This is a genomic window from Pedococcus badiiscoriae (assembly GCF_013408925.1).
GTDB classification, from domain to species: Bacteria; Actinomycetota; Actinomycetes; order Actinomycetales; family Dermatophilaceae; genus Pedococcus; species Pedococcus badiiscoriae.
In genome coordinates this window covers 2811744-2826734 of the sequence record NZ_JACCAB010000001.1, presented here as the reverse complement: position 1 = coordinate 2826734, position 14991 = coordinate 2811744, and the positions used below count along the sequence as shown (strand labels likewise).

The following is a 14991-nucleotide window of genomic DNA, read 5'->3' as shown; positions in this document are numbered from 1 at the left end:
TACAAATAGACTCCGGGTATGCCGGACACCCGAGTGCGGACCTCGACCGCCACCCTGCAGCGGGTCGAGCGGTCCGCGGGCGAGCTCTCGTCCGCTGCCACCCGGCGGATGGAGGCAGCGCACGACTGGTACCGCGCACTCTCCGCCGAGGACCGCTCGTGGGTGGGGCTGGTGGCGCAGGCGGGAATCGCCGCGTTCATCGCGTGGCTGCGGGCTGGCGGCGACCAGACTCCGGTGACCGCCGACGTCTTCGGCACCGCGCCGCGTGAGCTCACCCGGTCCATCACCCTGCGCCAGACCCTCGACCTCGTCAGGTCGGTCGTGGACGTCGTCGAGCAGGACGCCACGGCCCTGGCGGAGCCCGGCGAGGAACAGGCGCTGCGCGAGTCGGTGCTGCGCTACTCGCGCGAGATCGCGTTCGCTGCCGCCGAGGTGTACGCCCACGCCGCCGAGGCACGCGGCGCCTGGGATGCGCGGCTCGAGGGCCTGGTCGTCGACGCGGTGCTGCGTGGCGAGGCCGACGACTCGATGCAGTCGCGGGCGGCCGCGCTGGGCTGGGGGTCGACGACCCGGGTGGCCGTCATCGCGGGCAGCACGCCCCCCGGGGGCTCGGCCGGTGTCGTGGACGGGCTGCGCCGAGCTGCGGAGCGAGTCGGCCTGAGCACGCTGGCCGCAGTGCAGGGACGGCGGCTGGTGTGCATCTTCGGCAACGTCGACGACCCCCTGGCGGCGGCCCGCGCCCTCGCCGACCACTTCGGCGACGGACCCCTGGTCGTGGGTCCCACCGTGCCGCACCTGTTCGCAGCCGGCCGTTCGGCGAGGGCGGCGCTGGCCGGTCAGTCGTGCGCGCACGCATGGCCGGGCGCGCCACGACCCGTGACGGCCGACGACCTGCTCGCCGAACGGGTCCTCGTCGGCGACGCACCGGCGCGAGCCCTGCTCCTCGACCGGATCTGGCACCCGTTGTCGGCCAGCAGCGGCAGCCTGCTCGAGACCGCGTCGGCCTATCTCGAGACCGGTGGCGGCCTGGAGGGCACTGCACGCGTGCTGTTCGTCCACCCCAACACGGTGCGCTACCGCCTGGGCAAGATCGCCGACCTCACCGGTTACCAGCTCACCGACCCGCACGATGCCCACACGGTGCGGATCGCACTGGCCCTCGGCCGCCTGAGCCGGCCCTTCACGCCGACGGCCAGACCCGCCCCGAACCCACCATCGCGTTTGTAGACATCCTCCAAATGTCGTCGCGGATGTTCGTGCCAAACGGTCACGCTCAGGTCACGGCCGGACCGCAAGGCTGGGAGGGTGCTAGCAATCGTCTGCCCGGGACAGGGCTCCCAGACCCCCGGCTTCCTCGCCCCCTGGCTGGAGCTGCCGGCGTTCCGCGACCGCCTCGAAGCACTGTCCGACGTCGCGGGGCTCGACCTCGTCGCGCACGGCACGACCTCCGACGCCGAGACCATCAAGGACACCGCCGTCGCCCAGCCGCTCATCGTCGCGGCGGGCCTGGCCGCCGCAGCCGTCCTGCTGCCCGGCGGCCCCACGACCGGCGTCGGAGCGACAGCCGGCCACTCGGTCGGGGAGATCACCGCGGCGGCCTTCGCCGGCGTGCTGACGGACCACGACGCGATGGTGTTCGTCCGCGAGCGCGGGGCACGCATGGCCGCTGCCAGCGCCCTGGCCCCGACCGGCATGAGCGCCGTCCTCGGGGGCGACCCCACCGAGGTCGCGGAGGCACTGGGCCGCCACGGCCTCACCGCCGCCAATGCGAACGGCGCCGGCCAGACCGTCGCCGCCGGCACCCTCGAGCAGCTCGCCGCCCTGGCGGCCGACCCGCCGGCCAAGGCCCGGGTCATCCCGTTGCAGGTGGCTGGCGCCTTCCACACCACCCACATGGCGCCCGCGGTCGACGCGCTCGAACAGCTCTCCGCCGACTTCGACGTCAGCGACCCGGGGATCACCCTGCTGTCCAACTCCGACGGCCAGGCAGTCCCCACCGGCAGGGAGGTCCTCGCCCGGCTGGTGCGCCAGGTCAGCAGCCCGGTGAGGTGGGACCAGTGCATGCAGACCCTGGTCCACCTGGGGGTCACGGCCATGATCGAGCTCCCTCCAGCAGGCACCCTCGTCGGTCTCGCCAAGCGCGCGATGCCGGGAGTTGCCACACTGGCTGTCAAGACGCCTGACGACCTCGAGGCGGCGCAGCAGCTGGTTCGCGACCACGGCGGAGACCCCGCCGGCCCAGGCTCCACCCCGACCCACTCGCAAGAGGCCTGACATGACCCCACCCGCCCCCAAGGGCACCGGCTCCATCACTGCCGCGGAAGGTGCGACCTACGCGCGCATCATGGGCGTCGGCGGCTACCGACCCGAACGCGTCGTCATGAACTCCGAGATCGTCGAGGCGATCGACTCCTCCGACGAGTGGATCCAGGAGCGCTCCGGCATCAAGAGCCGCCGGTTCGCGGCCAAGGACGAGAGCGTCGTCGACATGTCCGAGGCAGCGACGCGGGAGGCGCTCACCGCAGCCGGGCTCGAGGCGTCCGACGTCGACGCGGTCGTGGTGGCCACGGTCACCCACCCCTACCAGACCCCCGCTGCCGCGCCGATCCTCGCCGACCGTCTCGGCATCCGGGGTGCTGCGTTCGACATCTCCGCCGCGTGCGCCGGGTACTGCCACGCCGTGAGCCTGGCCAGCGACATGGTCCGCGGGGGCAGCGCACGCCACGTCCTGGTCGTCGGGGTGGAGAAGCTCTCCGACTTCACCGACCCGAAGGACCGGGGGTCCGCCTTCATCTTCGGCGACGGCGCCGGCGCCGCGATCGTCGGCCCGTCGGACACCCCCGCCATCGGCCCCACCGTGTGGGGCTCGGACGGCTCGCAGTGGAAGACCATCTCGCAGCGGGACTCGTGGGTCGAGGTGCGCGACGGCGACCTGGGCTGGCCCGCCATCGGCATGGCCGGTCAGTCGGTGTTCCGCTGGGCCGTCTGGGGCATGGCGCCGGTCGCCCAGAAGGCGCTGGACGCCGCCGGGGTGCGCGCGGAGGACCTCGATGCCTTCATCCCGCACCAGGCCAACATGCGCATCATCGACGCGATGATCAAGCAGCTCAAGCTGCCCGCCGACATCCCGGTCGCCCGCGACATCGCGGAGACGGCCAACACCTCCGCCGCCTCCATCCCGCTCGCCACCGAGCGGATGCTCCGCGAGGGCGAGGTGGCCCACGGCGGGCTCGCCCTCCAGATCGGGTTCGGTGCCGGCCTCGTGTATGCCGCGCAGGTCGTCGTCCTCCCCTGACCAGACTCCCGCTGGCCCGCGGGTGATCCGGGCCACCGCAGTGACCACACCACGTGACGACCACCAGTCACACCATCAAGAGAAGGAGCTGAGCCGGATGGCGCAGAGCGAGCAGGAGATCCTCGAGGGTCTGGCCGAGATCGTCAACGAGGAGACCGGTCTGGACACCGACTCGGTGCAGTCCGAGAAGTCCTTCACCGATGACCTCGACATCGACTCGCTGTCGATGATGACCATCGTCGTCAACGCCGAGGAGAAGTTCGGCGTGCGGATCCCCGACGACGAGGTCAAGAACCTCAAGACCGTCGGCGACGCCGTGTCGTTCATCGCCAAGAACCAGGGCTGAGCCGGGCTGAACCCAGCGCGGGTGGCGGCCACGCGGCATACCTCTGCTGCTCGGCCGCCACTCCGCACCGGCGCCTCGCCAACCGCACCACCCCGACGAAGGAGCAGACCCAGCCATGACCGCCGAACGACGTGTTGTCGTCACAGGCCTCGGAGCGACCACCCCGGTGGGCGGCACCGTCCCGGAAACGTGGGACGCCATCCTGGCCGGACGGTCGGGCGCGAAGACCATGCCCTTCGACTGGGTGGAGAAGTACGAGCTCCCGGTGAAGTTCGCCGCGACCATCCACACCCAGCCGCTGGACGTGCTGACCAAGGTCGAGGTGCGCCGGCTCGACCCCAGCGCGCAGTACGCCCTGATCGCCACGCGTGAGGCCTGGGCCGACGCCGGCGCCCCGGAGGTCGACCCCGAGCGCCTCGCGGCGTGCATCGGCACGGGTATCGGCGGCGTCTGGACCCTGCTCGACCAGTGGGACAACCTGCGTGAGAAGGGCCCGCGCCGGGTCTTCCCGCTGGCCGTCCCGATGCTCATGCCCAACGCCTCGTCGGCCGCCGTCTCGCTCGAGATCGGCGCCCGCGCGGGGGCCCACACCCCCGTGTCGGCCTGCGCCTCCGGGTTGGAGGCCATGGGCTACGCCTACGAGATGATCCGCGCGGGACGCGCCGACATCGCCGTCGCCGGCGGCACCGAGGGTGCCGTGCACGCGTTGCCCATCGCCGGGTTCGCCGCCATGCAGGCGCTGTCGACCCGCAACGACGACCCCGAGCGCGCGTCCCGGCCCTATGACACCGGTCGCGACGGCTTCGTCCTGGGCGAGGGTGCCGCCGTGATCGTGCTCGAGGAGTACGAGGCGGCGAAGGCACGTGGGGCCAAGATCTACGCCGAGGTCGGCGGGGTGGGCATGTCAGCCGACTCCCACCACATCGCGGCGCCCGAACCCGAGGGCGCGGGCGCGTCCCGGGCCATGGTCGAGGCGGTCCAGCGGGCGGGCCTGTCCCCCAAGGACATCGTGCACGTCAACGCCCACGCCACCTCCACCCCCGTCGGGGACGTGGCGGAGTCCAACGCCATCCGGCGCGCCTTCGGCGACGACGCCGACGGTATGCCGGTCAGCGCCACCAAGTCGATGACCGGTCACCTCCTCGGAGCGGCCGGGGCGCTCGAGGGCGTCCTGACGATCCTGGCGCTGCACCACCGGATCGCACCGGCGACGATCAACCTGGACGACTTCGATCCTGCGATCAAGCTCGACGTCGTGCACGGTGAGGCGCGCGCCCTGCCCGACGGCGACATTGCCGCACTCAACAACTCGTTCGGCTTCGGTGGCCACAACGTCGCGGTGGTCTTCACCAGCGTCTAGGCCGAGGCCCGAGGACCAGACGCCGCCCGCCGGTGCTTGGTGACGTGCTCAGTGACCGGGGGGCTTCGTCCGCCGGGACTGGGTCGGGAAGATGTGGATGTTGATCAGGGGCGACGTCGTGGTGGACGTGGACGGTGTGCCGGTCTTCGCCGACGGCCGGGGCGCCGGTGCGCCTCCGGTCGAGGTGTTCAACGCCGTGGTCGAGGCAGGGGCGGGCAGCGCGGTGCGGGACGCCGAGGACCGCGGTGAGGTCGTCGAGGTGGCAGGGCGGGAGGTGCTCGACGCGGCAGCGGGGGTGGCCGGGGTCGGCGGGACGGTCTGCGCGGCGAACGAGGTGCCGGGCCTCGCCGGTGCGGCTGCGCCCGCGGCGGCAGCCTTGTTCGGGAGGATGAAGGCGAAGGACAGCAGCGCGGTCAGGCCGCCGATCCAGAGCAGGACCAGCGACGGCAGGGGCTTCCAGCTGGCGTCCCGCCCGGCCTGCTGGCGGTGTCGCAGGAACTCGCGGACATAGGCGACCAGGGTCACGACGGCCACCGCTGCGACCGCCCACAGGCACCACGATGCGACATGGGCAGCGGTGGGTAGATCAGCGGCGAGAATGAGCCAGGCGCACCACAGCAGCGTTGCTCCACAGACTGCGGCCAGCGCCCCCACAGGAAGGTTGGGGCGGGTCACACGTTCCTCCAGAGTCGTAGGTCAGCGCCACAGACTACCCAAAACGGGGCCAAAACCTCGAAATGTGCAGGTCAGCGCTGCCCTCCGGACGCCCTCAGCCCACCTTGTGCAACCAGCGCACGGGGGCCCCGTCACCGGCATACCGGAACGGCTCCAGCTCGGCGTCCCACTCGGTGCCGAGCAGCTCCTCCATCATCTCCTGCATCGCCTCGGGCGAGCCCTGGGACAGGCGAAGCACCTCTCGGAGCCGGTCCTCGTTGATCACCGCGTCGCCGGAGGCCGAGGTCCAGGTGTGGTGGATCCCCAGGCCCGGGGTGTGCGACCAGCGCGAGCCGTCCGACCCGGCGCTGGGCTCCTCGGTCACCTCGTAGCGCAGGTTGTCCCAGCCGCGCAGGGTCGAGGCGAGCTTGGCGCCGGTGCCTTGCACCCCTGCCCACGCGAACTCCGCGCGGACAAGTGCGGCACCGGCAGGCTGCGGCGTCCAGTCGATGGCCACCCGGCTGTCGAGTGCAGCCTCGAGCGCCCAGGTGATGTGCGGGCACAGCGCTTTGGGGGTGGAGTGAATGAACACCACCCCGCGGGTCATGACACGCGGCATCGCGACAGACATCCGGGCCTCCTTTGGTGTGCGAGGGACGTCTTCCCCACGAACCTCGTCACCTGCCGGCCTGGCTGCTTGTCGCGTCTTCAGTTGGCTGTGCTCGGCCCATTGTGCACCACGAAGCACTCAGGCACCAGCACCCACACCAACCTCAGTGACATCCCGCGGAACACCACGGTGCGGCAACCGTGACGCCTCCCGGTATGCCGCCGTGGGCGCTGGGCCCGAGGTGCTGGGCGATAGGCTCGCGGCGCCCAGCCGGTGAACGCCGAGCTGGTGCCGGGGCAGTAGCTCAGTCGGTCAGAGCAGCGGACTCATAATCCGTCGGTCGTCGGTTCAAGCCCGACCTGCCCCACCACTCGTTTCGCAGGTCATCCGTGGACAAACGGACGATGGAGCGACGTCATCAGGGCGTGGAGAATCGTGACCTCTGAGGCCGATGTGAGGGGAAGACGAGCTTTGGTCACCAAGATGACTCGGGAGGAGCTGCTGCACACATTCCAGCGGGCCGTCTGGGTGGCGGTCATCCCAGGCAGCCTGCTGTTTGCGACGATGCAGGTCGTCGTTCACTTTCGTGGCGGGATGGTGGGCGCCGACTCCCACGCGTACTGGCTGGCTGCCCGGATGCCGGAGACCTGGTACACCAGCCCTCCGGGGTACCGCGATGCATATCTCTACTCACCGGTTTTCGCTCAGGTGCTCGCTCCGCTGGCGACATTGCCCTGGCGGGCGTTCCAGCTCCTCTGGTTGGTGGCGCAGGTCGGTGTCCTCGCGTGGCTTCTCGCTCCCCTCGGATGGCGGCATGCACTCAGCATTGCCCCGCTGTTCGTCACGGAGCTTCTGCTGGGCAACCTCTACTTCTTTTTCGCAGCAGCCCTGGTCCTCGCGGTGCGGGGCTCTTCCGGCGCACTGGCTCTGCCGTTGCTCACGAAAATCGCCCCCGGCGTCGTGGGCTTGTGGTTCATCGCCAGGCGGGAGTGGCGCAAGGCCGCCCAGGCGGTGCTCATGACCCTCGCAGTGGTGGCCGTCTCCGCGGCGTTCGATCCCGACGCGTGGGTCAGATGGATTTCCTTCGTGCACTCCTCATCGGGCTCTGGGGGAGTCGTCCTGTACGGCCGACTGGCTCTCGCGGTCGCGATGGTCGTGCTGGCAGCCAAGACCGATCGGGCTTGGCTGCTTGCCCCCGCCATGCTCCTTGCCTGCCCGGTGTTGGGGGGCTACGGACCTCTCGCCATCTTGGCGGCCATCCCGGGCCTGAGATCAGCTGACCGCCTGGTGCGCGCCCCGCTCCAGGAGCGGGTGCTCGTCAGCTGAGTGGCTTCTCCGGTCACGCGCCGCGGCCCCCTGGCGTCGAGGCGCGAGACACGCGTGTCCAAGGTTTGTCACGGGCGGTCCGTCCAACTTATTCTGTGCGTCGGTCAAAACGGCGGCCATCCCAGCTGGGGAGCTTTGCAGGAATGACGTGGTGCGCCTGCCACGTGGAGTGATGGGTGAGTGAACCCCATGAAGGACGAGACGTTCGACGAGCTGCGCGAAGCAATCGCCCGCAATCGAGCCGACATCGACGCGCTGCAGGCCGGCGCCGAGGCGGCGAGTGCCCGAGCAGACTCATACGACGAGCGAGTCACACAGCAAGACGCTCGGATCAACGACCTCGCTGCCCGCTTCGACTTGGACCGGGAGGTCATCGCCCAGCTCCGGGCCGAGGGCCTCCTCCATGAAGAGCACGCAGCCCACCTCGAGCATGCCCTGCGCGGGTCGCGCAGGATCGGTGCCGCGATCGGCATCGTCATGGCCACCGGCGAGCTGGACGAGGCCGAGGCCTTCAGGTTCCTGAACAAGGTGAGCATGGACACCAACCGCAAGCTCAGCGTCATCGCGACCGAGGTCGTCGACAAGCGCGACGTGAGCGTCCTGACAGGAGGCTGACCCGCCGCGCTCGATGCCCCAACCGCGGGTTAGTGGCCGCGTCCTTGCTCCCAGACGGAGGTCAGCGCACGCAGACGGCCGGCCAGGCCCTCGATCTCCCCTGGCGGGACTTCGGCGAGCAGTGCATCTTCGAAGGCGAGCTGAGCGGGAATCACCTCGTCCACGAACGCCGTCCCGGAGTCCGTGAGGACGAGCAGGGACGAGCGGCCGTCGGTCGGGTTCGCCGACCGGCTCAGCAGCCCCCGAGCCTGGAGGGCGTTCAGGCGCATGGTGATCGCGGAGCGTGGTGCCAACAGCGTCTGGGCCAGAGACGTCGGGCTCAGCGGTTCGTCCGAACGGCGCAGCGCAGACAGAATATCCAGCTCACCGCGGGTCAGCCCGTAGCCGGCGAGGAAGGCGTCGCTGGCTTCGAGGATGAGCCGGGAGGCGCGCAGCACCCGGTGGATCACCCCGAGGCTGGTGAAGCTCAGGTCTGGGCGCAGGCGGGACCACTCGTGCTGCATCCGGTCCACGGCGTCGTCGACATCGGCCATGCCGTCCGAGTCCTGATCCATGGGCACCATGGTAGTTCAGAACTGTAGTAATCTCGTTGCTTACTTCACTTATGTAGCATCTCGGAGCGAGAAATGACGCAGGCCACCCCGCCGCGGCCCTGGTGGGCGGCCGTCTTCGACCTGGGCCCGCACGCCGGTGCCCATTGGACCGCCCTGCGCGCGAGCCTGGCGATCTTCGTGCCGTTGGCGGCGTGCTGGGCGTCTGGTCGCGGCGACCTGCTGCTCTATGCGGCGATCGGCGCCTTCGCCGCCCTGTACGGCCGACACGAGCCGGCCCGGGTGCGCCTGGTCATGCAGGCGCAGGCGGGCGCCGTGCTGGTGGTCGGCGTCGTCATCGGCGCGCTGGTGGCGACGGTCCCGTTCCGACTCTGGCTGCTGGTCCCGATCGGGGCCGTCTGGGCCGCCGTCGCGGTGCTGCTCGCCGAGTCGGGCCGCTGGCATCCGGCCGGAGCCCTCAACCCGGTCTTCGCCCTCACCGCCTCGGCCACGGTCCCGATCCGGCTGAGCACAGTGCCCGCAGCCGCCCTCACTGTCGTGTGCGCCGCCGGCTTCGCGCTGCTGCTCGCCCTGCCGGGGCGCGGCGCCCGCGACAGCAGCGAGCCGGTGCCGCAGCGGCTGGCCTGGCGCGACCTGCGCCCGTCCGCCCCGGTGGGCCGCCATGCCGTCCGCTATCTGCTCGGTATCGGCGCGGCAGGCCTTGCCGTCGCGACCAGCGGCATCGGCCACCCCTACTGGACCTTCGTCACGGCGTCCGTGCCCATGTCCGGACCCGCCCTGCATGCCCGCCTCACCCGCGCCGCCCAGCGGGTGGTCGGCACCGCCGCGGGCCTCGGCGTCGCAGCGCTCGTCCTGGCCGCCCACCCCGCCGGGTATGCCGCGATCCTCGTGATCGCCGCGTTCCAGGCGTGCACCGAGCTGACCACCGGGCGCAACTACAGCCTCGGCCTGGTCTTCTTCACGCCGATGGCCCTCCTGCTCGGCGACCTCATGCTGCCGGCCTCGATCGGCGCCCTGCTGGCCCAGCGCGCCGTCGAGACCGTCATCGGCCTCACCATCGCCCTCGCCGCCACCGTCGTCACGCACGAGAGGCGCACCCCACCGAGCCGAACCCCGCCGCGCGATCGGCTGCCCGTGGTTGGGAGCCGGCGCGTTGGGTAGGAGACCCGCGTGAGCACTCGAAGCGACCTGTCGAACATTCCCGCGCAGTCCCAGCCCTGGCCGGGTTCAACGGCCAAGCTGAACCCCGCCCCAGACCATGGCGAGCAGACGTATGCCGGCCATGACCGGCTCGCGGGAAAGCGCGCCCTGGTGACCGGCGGCGACTCCGGGATCGGGCGGGCCACGGCGATCGCCTTCGCCAAGGAAGGCGCGGACGTCGCCATCGCCCACCTCCCTGATGAGCAGGACGACGCCGAGGACACCCTGCACCACGTCGAGGGGGCGGGCCGACGTGGTTTCGCCATCCCCGGTGACCTGCGCAGCGTCGAGGCGAATGCCGAGCTGGCGCGAAAGGCCGTCGAGGCCTTGGGCGGCATCGACGTGCTCGTGTGCAACGCGGCATACCAGCTGAGCCACGACGAGCTCGAGGAGTTCCCCGCGGAGCAGATCCGTCAGACGTTCGAGACCAACGTCTTCTCCCCGTTCTGGCTCGCCCACGCACTGAGCCCCCAGCTGGCGCCTGGCGCGTCGATCATCATGACCACCTCCATCCAGGCGTACGCGCCCAGCACGCACCTGCTCGACTATGCCGCCACCAAGGCCGCCCTCACCAACCTCGTGGTGAACCTCGCGCAGGAGCTCGGCCCGCAGGGCATCCGCGTCAACGCGGTGGCGCCTGGACCGATCTGGACGCCCCTGATCCCCGCGACGATGGCCCCGGAAAAGGTCGAGGGGTTCGGCTCCGACACTCCCCTGGGTCGAGCGGGCCACCCCATCGAGGTGGCCGCTGCCTACGTCTTCCTCGCCTCCGACGAGGCCAGCTTCGTGTCCGGCACCGTGCTCGGCGTGACCGGCGGCAAGCCCGTTTTCTGAGACAGGGCAACGTCACCGCGTGCAGGCGCCAGGGAGACCTCAGCCGTGGCGCAGCGCCTCGATCAGCTCGTCCTTGCGCATCGAGGACCGTCCCTCGATGCCCAGCTCGGCCGCGCGTCGCATGAGGTCGTGCTTCGTCCAGTCCTCGTAGTCTCCGGACTCACCGCCCTTGCGAGCCACTGCGCTGCGTGAGGAGGCCGCGGCGGCGTTCGACACCCTCGCCGCCTTCTCCTTGCTGGCCCCGTCCTCGCGCAGTGCTTCGTACATCTCCTTGTCCTTGATGCTCGGACCCGGATCCTTGCGGGGCATGACGCCCTCCCTTCGCTCTGCCGGCCTGTCGTGACTCCAGACCTACCCGAGGGGACCCGCTTCGGCAACGCGAACGCACAGGCAGCGTTCTCACAGCCAGCGTCCTACTCGTCGCGCAGGCCGCCGAAGGGACGCCAGGAACCGCACCGCAGCAGCCGCACCAGGTCGGCGCGCTCCTCGGCCGACAACGTCCTCGCCTCGCTGGCGGTCTGCCTCGACTCTGTCATGCACGCAGGTTACAAAACCCGAGCCGTCGTTCCCGCTCAGTTCGCGCACGGTGCCCGAGGTCGCGCCGAACGGACGATGGGCACCCCATGCCGAACGGCCCGACTTGGGTCCCCCGCCGATCCACGCAAACGGGTAGGTTGCCGGACATGACGGAGCCACTGGTCGTACTCAAGGGCGTCAACAAGCACTTCGGCGATCTGCACGTCCTCCAGGACATCAACCTCTCCATCGGCAAGGGCGAGGTGGTCGTCGTGATCGGCCCGTCAGGGTCCGGGAAGTCGACGCTGTGCCGCACCATCAACCGTCTCGAGACCTTCGAGACCGGCTCGATCACCATCGACGGAGACCCCCTGCCCGAAGAGGGCAAGGAGCTCGCCAGGCTGCGCGCCGACGTCGGCATGGTGTTCCAGTCCTTCAACCTCTTCGCCCACAAGACGATCCTCGACAACGTGACCCTTGGCCCGATCAAGGCACGCAAGGTCCCCAAGGCCGACGCCGAGAAGCGCGCCATGGAGCTGCTCGAGCGCGTCGGCGTGGCCCACCAGGCGCAGAAGTTCCCGGCCCAGCTCTCGGGCGGCCAGCAGCAGCGCGTGGCCATCGCCCGCTCACTGGCCATGGACCCCAAGGTGATGCTCTTCGACGAGCCGACCTCGGCCCTCGACCCCGAGATGATCACCGAGGTCCTCGACGTCATGGTGGCCCTGGCCAAGGAGGGCATGACCATGGTCGTCGTCACCCACGAGATGGGCTTCGCCCGCAAGGCCGCCAACCGGGTGGTGTTCATGGCCGACGGCCAGATCGTCGAGGAGAACACCCCCGAAGCCTTCTTCACCGCCCCCACATCGGATCGAGCCAAGGACTTCCTCAGCAAGATCCTGACCCACTGACCACCCACTGACCACCCACTGACACCCCGGACCGGCACCGCACTGCCCGCCGGGGCGCACCACCGCAGTGACAACACCTCAGGAGGAAAACGGATGAAGATCTCCCAGATTGGCGCAGCGACCGCCGCATCGGTCCTCGCGCTCGGCCTGGCCGCGTGTACCGACAGCGCGAAGGACAACGGGTCGGGCGGCGGCGGCGGCAGCACGTTCAAGGTCGGCATCAAGTTCGACCAGCCCGGCCTCGGCCTCAAGGAGGGCTCGACGTACACCGGGTTGGACGTCGACGTCGCGACCTACGTCGCCAAGGAGCTCGGCCACAAGCCCGCGGACATCCAGTGGATCCAGGCACCGTCGGCCCAGCGGGAGACGCTGATCTCCACCGGACAGGTGCAGATGGTCGTCGCGACCTACTCGATCACCGATGCCCGCAAGGAGAAGGTCTCCTTCGCCGGGCCGTACTTCATCGCCGGTCAGGACCTGCTCGTCCGCGCCGACGACACCTCGATCACCGGCCCGGACTCGCTGACCGGCAAGAAGCTGTGCTCGGTCACCGGGTCGACGTCGGCCCAGAAGGTGACGGCCAAGTACCCGGGCGTCCAGCTCCAGGAGTTCGGCACCTATTCCGAGTGCGTCACCGCGCTGGTGTCCAAGGGCGTCGACGCCCTGACGACCGACAACACGATCCTGGCCGGCTACGCCTCGCAGCCGCAGTACAAGGGCAAGCTCAAGGTCGTCGGCAAGACGTTCTCGCAGGAGCGCTACGGCATCGGCATCAAGAAGGGCGACACCGCCACCTGCGAGAAGATCAACGCCGCGCTCACGAAGATGATCGACTCGGGCGACTGGCAGAAGGCCGTCGACAAGAACCTCGGCCCGGCAGGGTTCACGGTGGACAAGGCCACCAACCCGCCGAAGCAGGACCCCTGCTCCTGACCCGTCTCGCACCGCGACCGGTATGCCGCCCGCCCAGGTGGGCGGCATACCGAGGCGTTCTCCCTGCCCCACACACCGCAACGGAAGGGGCCCATCATGGGTGACATCCTGAGCACGTACGGCACCGACATCCTTCGCGCCTTCTCGGTCACGATCCGGCTGGCACTGGTCGCCGGTGTCGGTTCCCTGGTCATCGGCACGCTGGTCGCCGTCATGCGACTCTCCCCGGTACGCGTCCTGCGTCTGCTCGGGACGTCGTACGTCAACATCGTCCGCAACACCCCCCTGACCCTGCTGATGGTGTTCAGCATCCTGGGGCTCACCTACATCCTCGGCCTCAGTCTCGACCAGGCCGACGTGACCCAGAACGCGCTGCGATGGTCAGCCGTGATGCTGTCGGTCTACCACGGTGCCTTCGTCTGCGAGGCGTTGCGCGCCGGGGTCAACACCGTCCCCGTGGGGCAGGCCGAGGCGTCCCGGTCCATCGGCCTCACCTTCGCCCAGAGCATGCGCGAGGTGATCCTGCCCCAGGCGTTCCGGGGGGCCGTGGCGCCGCTCGGGTCCAACTTCATCGCGCTCATCAAGAACACGACGGTCACCGCCGTCATCGTCTCGGCGGAGGCCGGTGGCCTGATGCAGAAGATCATCGAGAACGAGACCGGCACCCTCTCGGTCTTCCTCGTCTTCGCGGTCGGTTTCGTCATCCTGACGCTGCCCCTCGGCGTGTTCTTCACCTCGCTGTCGCGTCGGCTGGCGGTGAAGCGATGAGCACCTCGGCCCTGTTCGACGCGCCGGGGCCCCGCGCCCGCCGGCGCCATGCCGTGCTGGCGGTGCTCGGTGTCCTGGTGGTCATCGCCGTCGGCTATGTGGTGGTGCGCAAGATGCAGGACGCGAGCCAGCTCCACGGCGCGATGTGGAAGCCGTTCGTCACGGACCGCTCCGTCTGGCGGGACTACCTGCTGCTCGGCCTGTGGGGCACCCTCAAGGCCGCCGTCATCTCGATCACGCTCGCCGTCGCCTTCGGGCTGCTCTTCGGCATCGGGCGGTTGTCCCGCAACCGAGCCGTCCGCTGGCTGTCCAGTCTCGTCGTCGAGTTCTTCCGGTCCGTGCCGGTCCTCATCATGATGATCGCCAGCTATGGCTACTACTCCCGATCCGGCCTGTTCTCGAGCGAGACGGCGCCACTCGCGGGCGTGGTCACCGGCCTGACCCTCTACAACGGGTCGGTCATCGCCGAGCTGGTGCGCTCCGGCGTCTTCTCGCTGCCCAAGGGACAGGCCGAGGCTGGACTGTCGGTCGGGCTCACCCAGGCACAGACCCTTCGTTCGGTCCAGCTGCCCCAGGCGATCACGGCCATGCTGCCCGCGCTGATCGGCCAGTTCGTCGTCATCCTCAAGGACTCGGCGCTGGGCTACTCCATCACCTATGCCGAGCTGCTCATCTGGTCGAAGACCCTGGGCTCGGCGTTCGCGAACACCCTGCCCGCCTACATCGTGGCGGCCGCGCTGTTCATCCTCCTGAACTTCACCCTGACCGTCCTGGCGGGCAAGGTCGAGAAGCGCCTGTCCGCGCGAGGGCGCACGACGATCCACGAGGCGGCGCCGGTGCCCACCCCGGCCTGATCACGACGACCCCGGCCACGACGAAGGCCCCGGCCACGACGAAGGCCCCGGACCGGGTGGTCTGGGGCCTCGTGGTGTTGCGTGCTCCCCCGGTTGGACTCGAACCAACAACCTGCCGATTAACAGTCGGCTGCTCTGCCAATTGAGCTACAGGGGAATGTCCGTCGGCGGTCAACCGCCTTCGGCGCTGCGCAACCATAGCAAAGGATCCGCGCAGTTCT

At 69.9% G+C, this 14991-nt stretch carries 18 protein-coding genes and 2 tRNA genes; 14 read left to right on the top strand and 6 right to left on the bottom strand.

Annotated elements, in window-relative coordinates; genetic code table 11:
• The first annotated feature begins 18 nt into the window (after window positions 1-18).
• The 5 genes from BJ986_RS13350 to fabF all read left to right on the top strand — a co-directional run bounded on the left by BJ986_RS13350 (window position 19) and on the right by fabF (window position 5001).
• Complete coding sequence (locus tag BJ986_RS13350) at window positions 19-1227, top strand: PucR family transcriptional regulator (protein ID WP_238338099.1); 1209 nt, start codon at window positions 19-21, stop codon at window positions 1225-1227.
• A gap of 78 nt (window positions 1228-1305) precedes the next feature.
• Window positions 1306-2274: an acyltransferase domain-containing protein gene (locus BJ986_RS13345; RefSeq protein ID WP_179422431.1), complete on the top strand. Its 969-nt coding sequence runs from the start codon at window positions 1306-1308 to the stop codon at window positions 2272-2274.
• Window position 2275: 1 nt separating this feature from the next.
• Complete coding sequence (locus tag BJ986_RS13340; protein ID WP_179422429.1) at window positions 2276-3295, top strand: beta-ketoacyl-ACP synthase III; 1020 nt, start codon at window positions 2276-2278, stop codon at window positions 3293-3295.
• 97 nt (window positions 3296-3392) lie between these two features.
• On the top strand, window positions 3393-3641 hold the full coding sequence (locus BJ986_RS13335) for an acyl carrier protein (RefSeq protein ID WP_179422427.1): 249 nt from the start codon (window positions 3393-3395) through the stop codon (window positions 3639-3641).
• 115 nt (window positions 3642-3756) lie between these two features.
• Window positions 3757-5001 carry a beta-ketoacyl-ACP synthase II gene (fabF, locus tag BJ986_RS13330; protein WP_179422425.1) on the top strand — a complete coding sequence of 415 codons (1245 nt, stop codon included), beginning with the start codon at window positions 3757-3759 and terminating at the stop codon, window positions 4999-5001.
• A 48-nt stretch (window positions 5002-5049) separates the two neighbouring features.
• Here the strand turns inward: fabF and BJ986_RS13325 are convergent, their stop codons facing one another.
• Together BJ986_RS13325 and BJ986_RS13320 are read right to left on the bottom strand one after the other, a co-directional pair.
• Window positions 5050-5535, bottom strand: coding sequence for a hypothetical protein (locus BJ986_RS13325; RefSeq protein ID WP_179422423.1), 486 nt, complete (start codon window positions 5533-5535; stop codon window positions 5050-5052).
• A 235-nt stretch (window positions 5536-5770) separates the two neighbouring features.
• A complete protein-coding gene (locus BJ986_RS13320) occupies window positions 5771-6286 on the bottom strand; it encodes a DUF3145 domain-containing protein (protein WP_179422421.1) in 516 nt (171 codons plus the stop codon).
• 272 nt (window positions 6287-6558) lie between these two features.
• Here BJ986_RS13320 and BJ986_RS13315 point away from each other — a divergent pair.
• The 3 genes from BJ986_RS13315 (at window position 6559) to BJ986_RS13305 (ending at window position 8206) form a co-directional block, all read left to right on the top strand.
• Window positions 6559-6635 (top strand) — tRNA-Ile (locus tag BJ986_RS13315).
• A 65-nt stretch (window positions 6636-6700) separates the two neighbouring features.
• Window positions 6701-7591, top strand: coding sequence for a glycosyltransferase 87 family protein (locus BJ986_RS13310; RefSeq protein ID WP_179422419.1), 891 nt, complete (start codon window positions 6701-6703; stop codon window positions 7589-7591).
• Window positions 7592-7780: 189 nt separating this feature from the next.
• Window positions 7781-8206 carry an ANTAR domain-containing protein gene (locus BJ986_RS13305; RefSeq protein ID WP_238338451.1) on the top strand — a complete coding sequence of 142 codons (426 nt, stop codon included), beginning with the start codon at window positions 7781-7783 and terminating at the stop codon, window positions 8204-8206.
• A 29-nt stretch (window positions 8207-8235) separates the two neighbouring features.
• Here the strand turns inward: BJ986_RS13305 and BJ986_RS13300 are convergent, their stop codons facing one another.
• Window positions 8236-8760, bottom strand: a complete 525-nt coding sequence (locus tag BJ986_RS13300; RefSeq protein WP_179422415.1) for a MarR family winged helix-turn-helix transcriptional regulator — start codon at window positions 8758-8760, stop codon at window positions 8236-8238.
• Window positions 8761-8832: 72 nt separating this feature from the next.
• On the opposite strand from BJ986_RS13300, the gene BJ986_RS13295 reads away from it, so the two are divergent.
• Together BJ986_RS13295 and BJ986_RS13290 are read left to right on the top strand one after the other, a co-directional pair.
• Complete coding sequence (locus BJ986_RS13295; RefSeq protein ID WP_179422413.1) at window positions 8833-9918, top strand: FUSC family protein; 1086 nt, start codon at window positions 8833-8835, stop codon at window positions 9916-9918.
• A gap of 9 nt (window positions 9919-9927) precedes the next feature.
• Entirely contained in the window at window positions 9928-10791 is an 864-nt protein-coding gene (locus BJ986_RS13290; protein WP_179422411.1) for an SDR family oxidoreductase, read from the top strand.
• A 39-nt stretch (window positions 10792-10830) separates the two neighbouring features.
• Here BJ986_RS13290 and BJ986_RS13285 read toward each other — a convergent pair whose 3' ends face one another.
• Both BJ986_RS13285 and BJ986_RS16680 read right to left on the bottom strand, forming a co-directional pair.
• Complete coding sequence (locus tag BJ986_RS13285) at window positions 10831-11100, bottom strand: DUF7218 family protein (protein ID WP_179422409.1); 270 nt, start codon at window positions 11098-11100, stop codon at window positions 10831-10833.
• Between the two features lie 104 nt (window positions 11101-11204).
• On the bottom strand, window positions 11205-11327 hold the full coding sequence (locus BJ986_RS16680; RefSeq protein ID WP_272955404.1) for a hypothetical protein: 123 nt from the start codon (window positions 11325-11327) through the stop codon (window positions 11205-11207).
• A gap of 147 nt (window positions 11328-11474) precedes the next feature.
• Here BJ986_RS16680 and BJ986_RS13280 point away from each other — a divergent pair, with 147 nt between their 5' ends.
• From BJ986_RS13280 to BJ986_RS13265, 4 genes are all read left to right on the top strand, one after another.
• Window positions 11475-12215 carry an amino acid ABC transporter ATP-binding protein gene (locus BJ986_RS13280; RefSeq protein ID WP_420372048.1) on the top strand — a complete coding sequence of 247 codons (741 nt, stop codon included), beginning with the start codon at window positions 11475-11477 and terminating at the stop codon, window positions 12213-12215.
• A 93-nt stretch (window positions 12216-12308) separates the two neighbouring features.
• Window positions 12309-13148 carry a glutamate ABC transporter substrate-binding protein gene (locus BJ986_RS13275; protein ID WP_179422408.1) on the top strand — a complete coding sequence of 280 codons (840 nt, stop codon included), beginning with the start codon at window positions 12309-12311 and terminating at the stop codon, window positions 13146-13148.
• 96 nt (window positions 13149-13244) lie between these two features.
• Window positions 13245-13916, top strand: coding sequence for an amino acid ABC transporter permease (locus BJ986_RS13270; RefSeq protein WP_179422407.1), 672 nt, complete (start codon window positions 13245-13247; stop codon window positions 13914-13916).
• A complete protein-coding gene (locus tag BJ986_RS13265; RefSeq protein ID WP_179422406.1) occupies window positions 13913-14770 on the top strand; it encodes an amino acid ABC transporter permease in 858 nt (285 codons plus the stop codon). Before BJ986_RS13270 ends, BJ986_RS13265 begins: the two co-directional genes overlap by 4 nt.
• Before the next feature lie 84 nt (window positions 14771-14854).
• On the opposite strand, the gene BJ986_RS13260 is transcribed toward BJ986_RS13265, so the two are convergent.
• Window positions 14855-14927: transfer RNA gene (locus BJ986_RS13260), tRNA-Asn, on the bottom strand.
• Window positions 14928-14991: the final 64 nt, after the last annotated feature.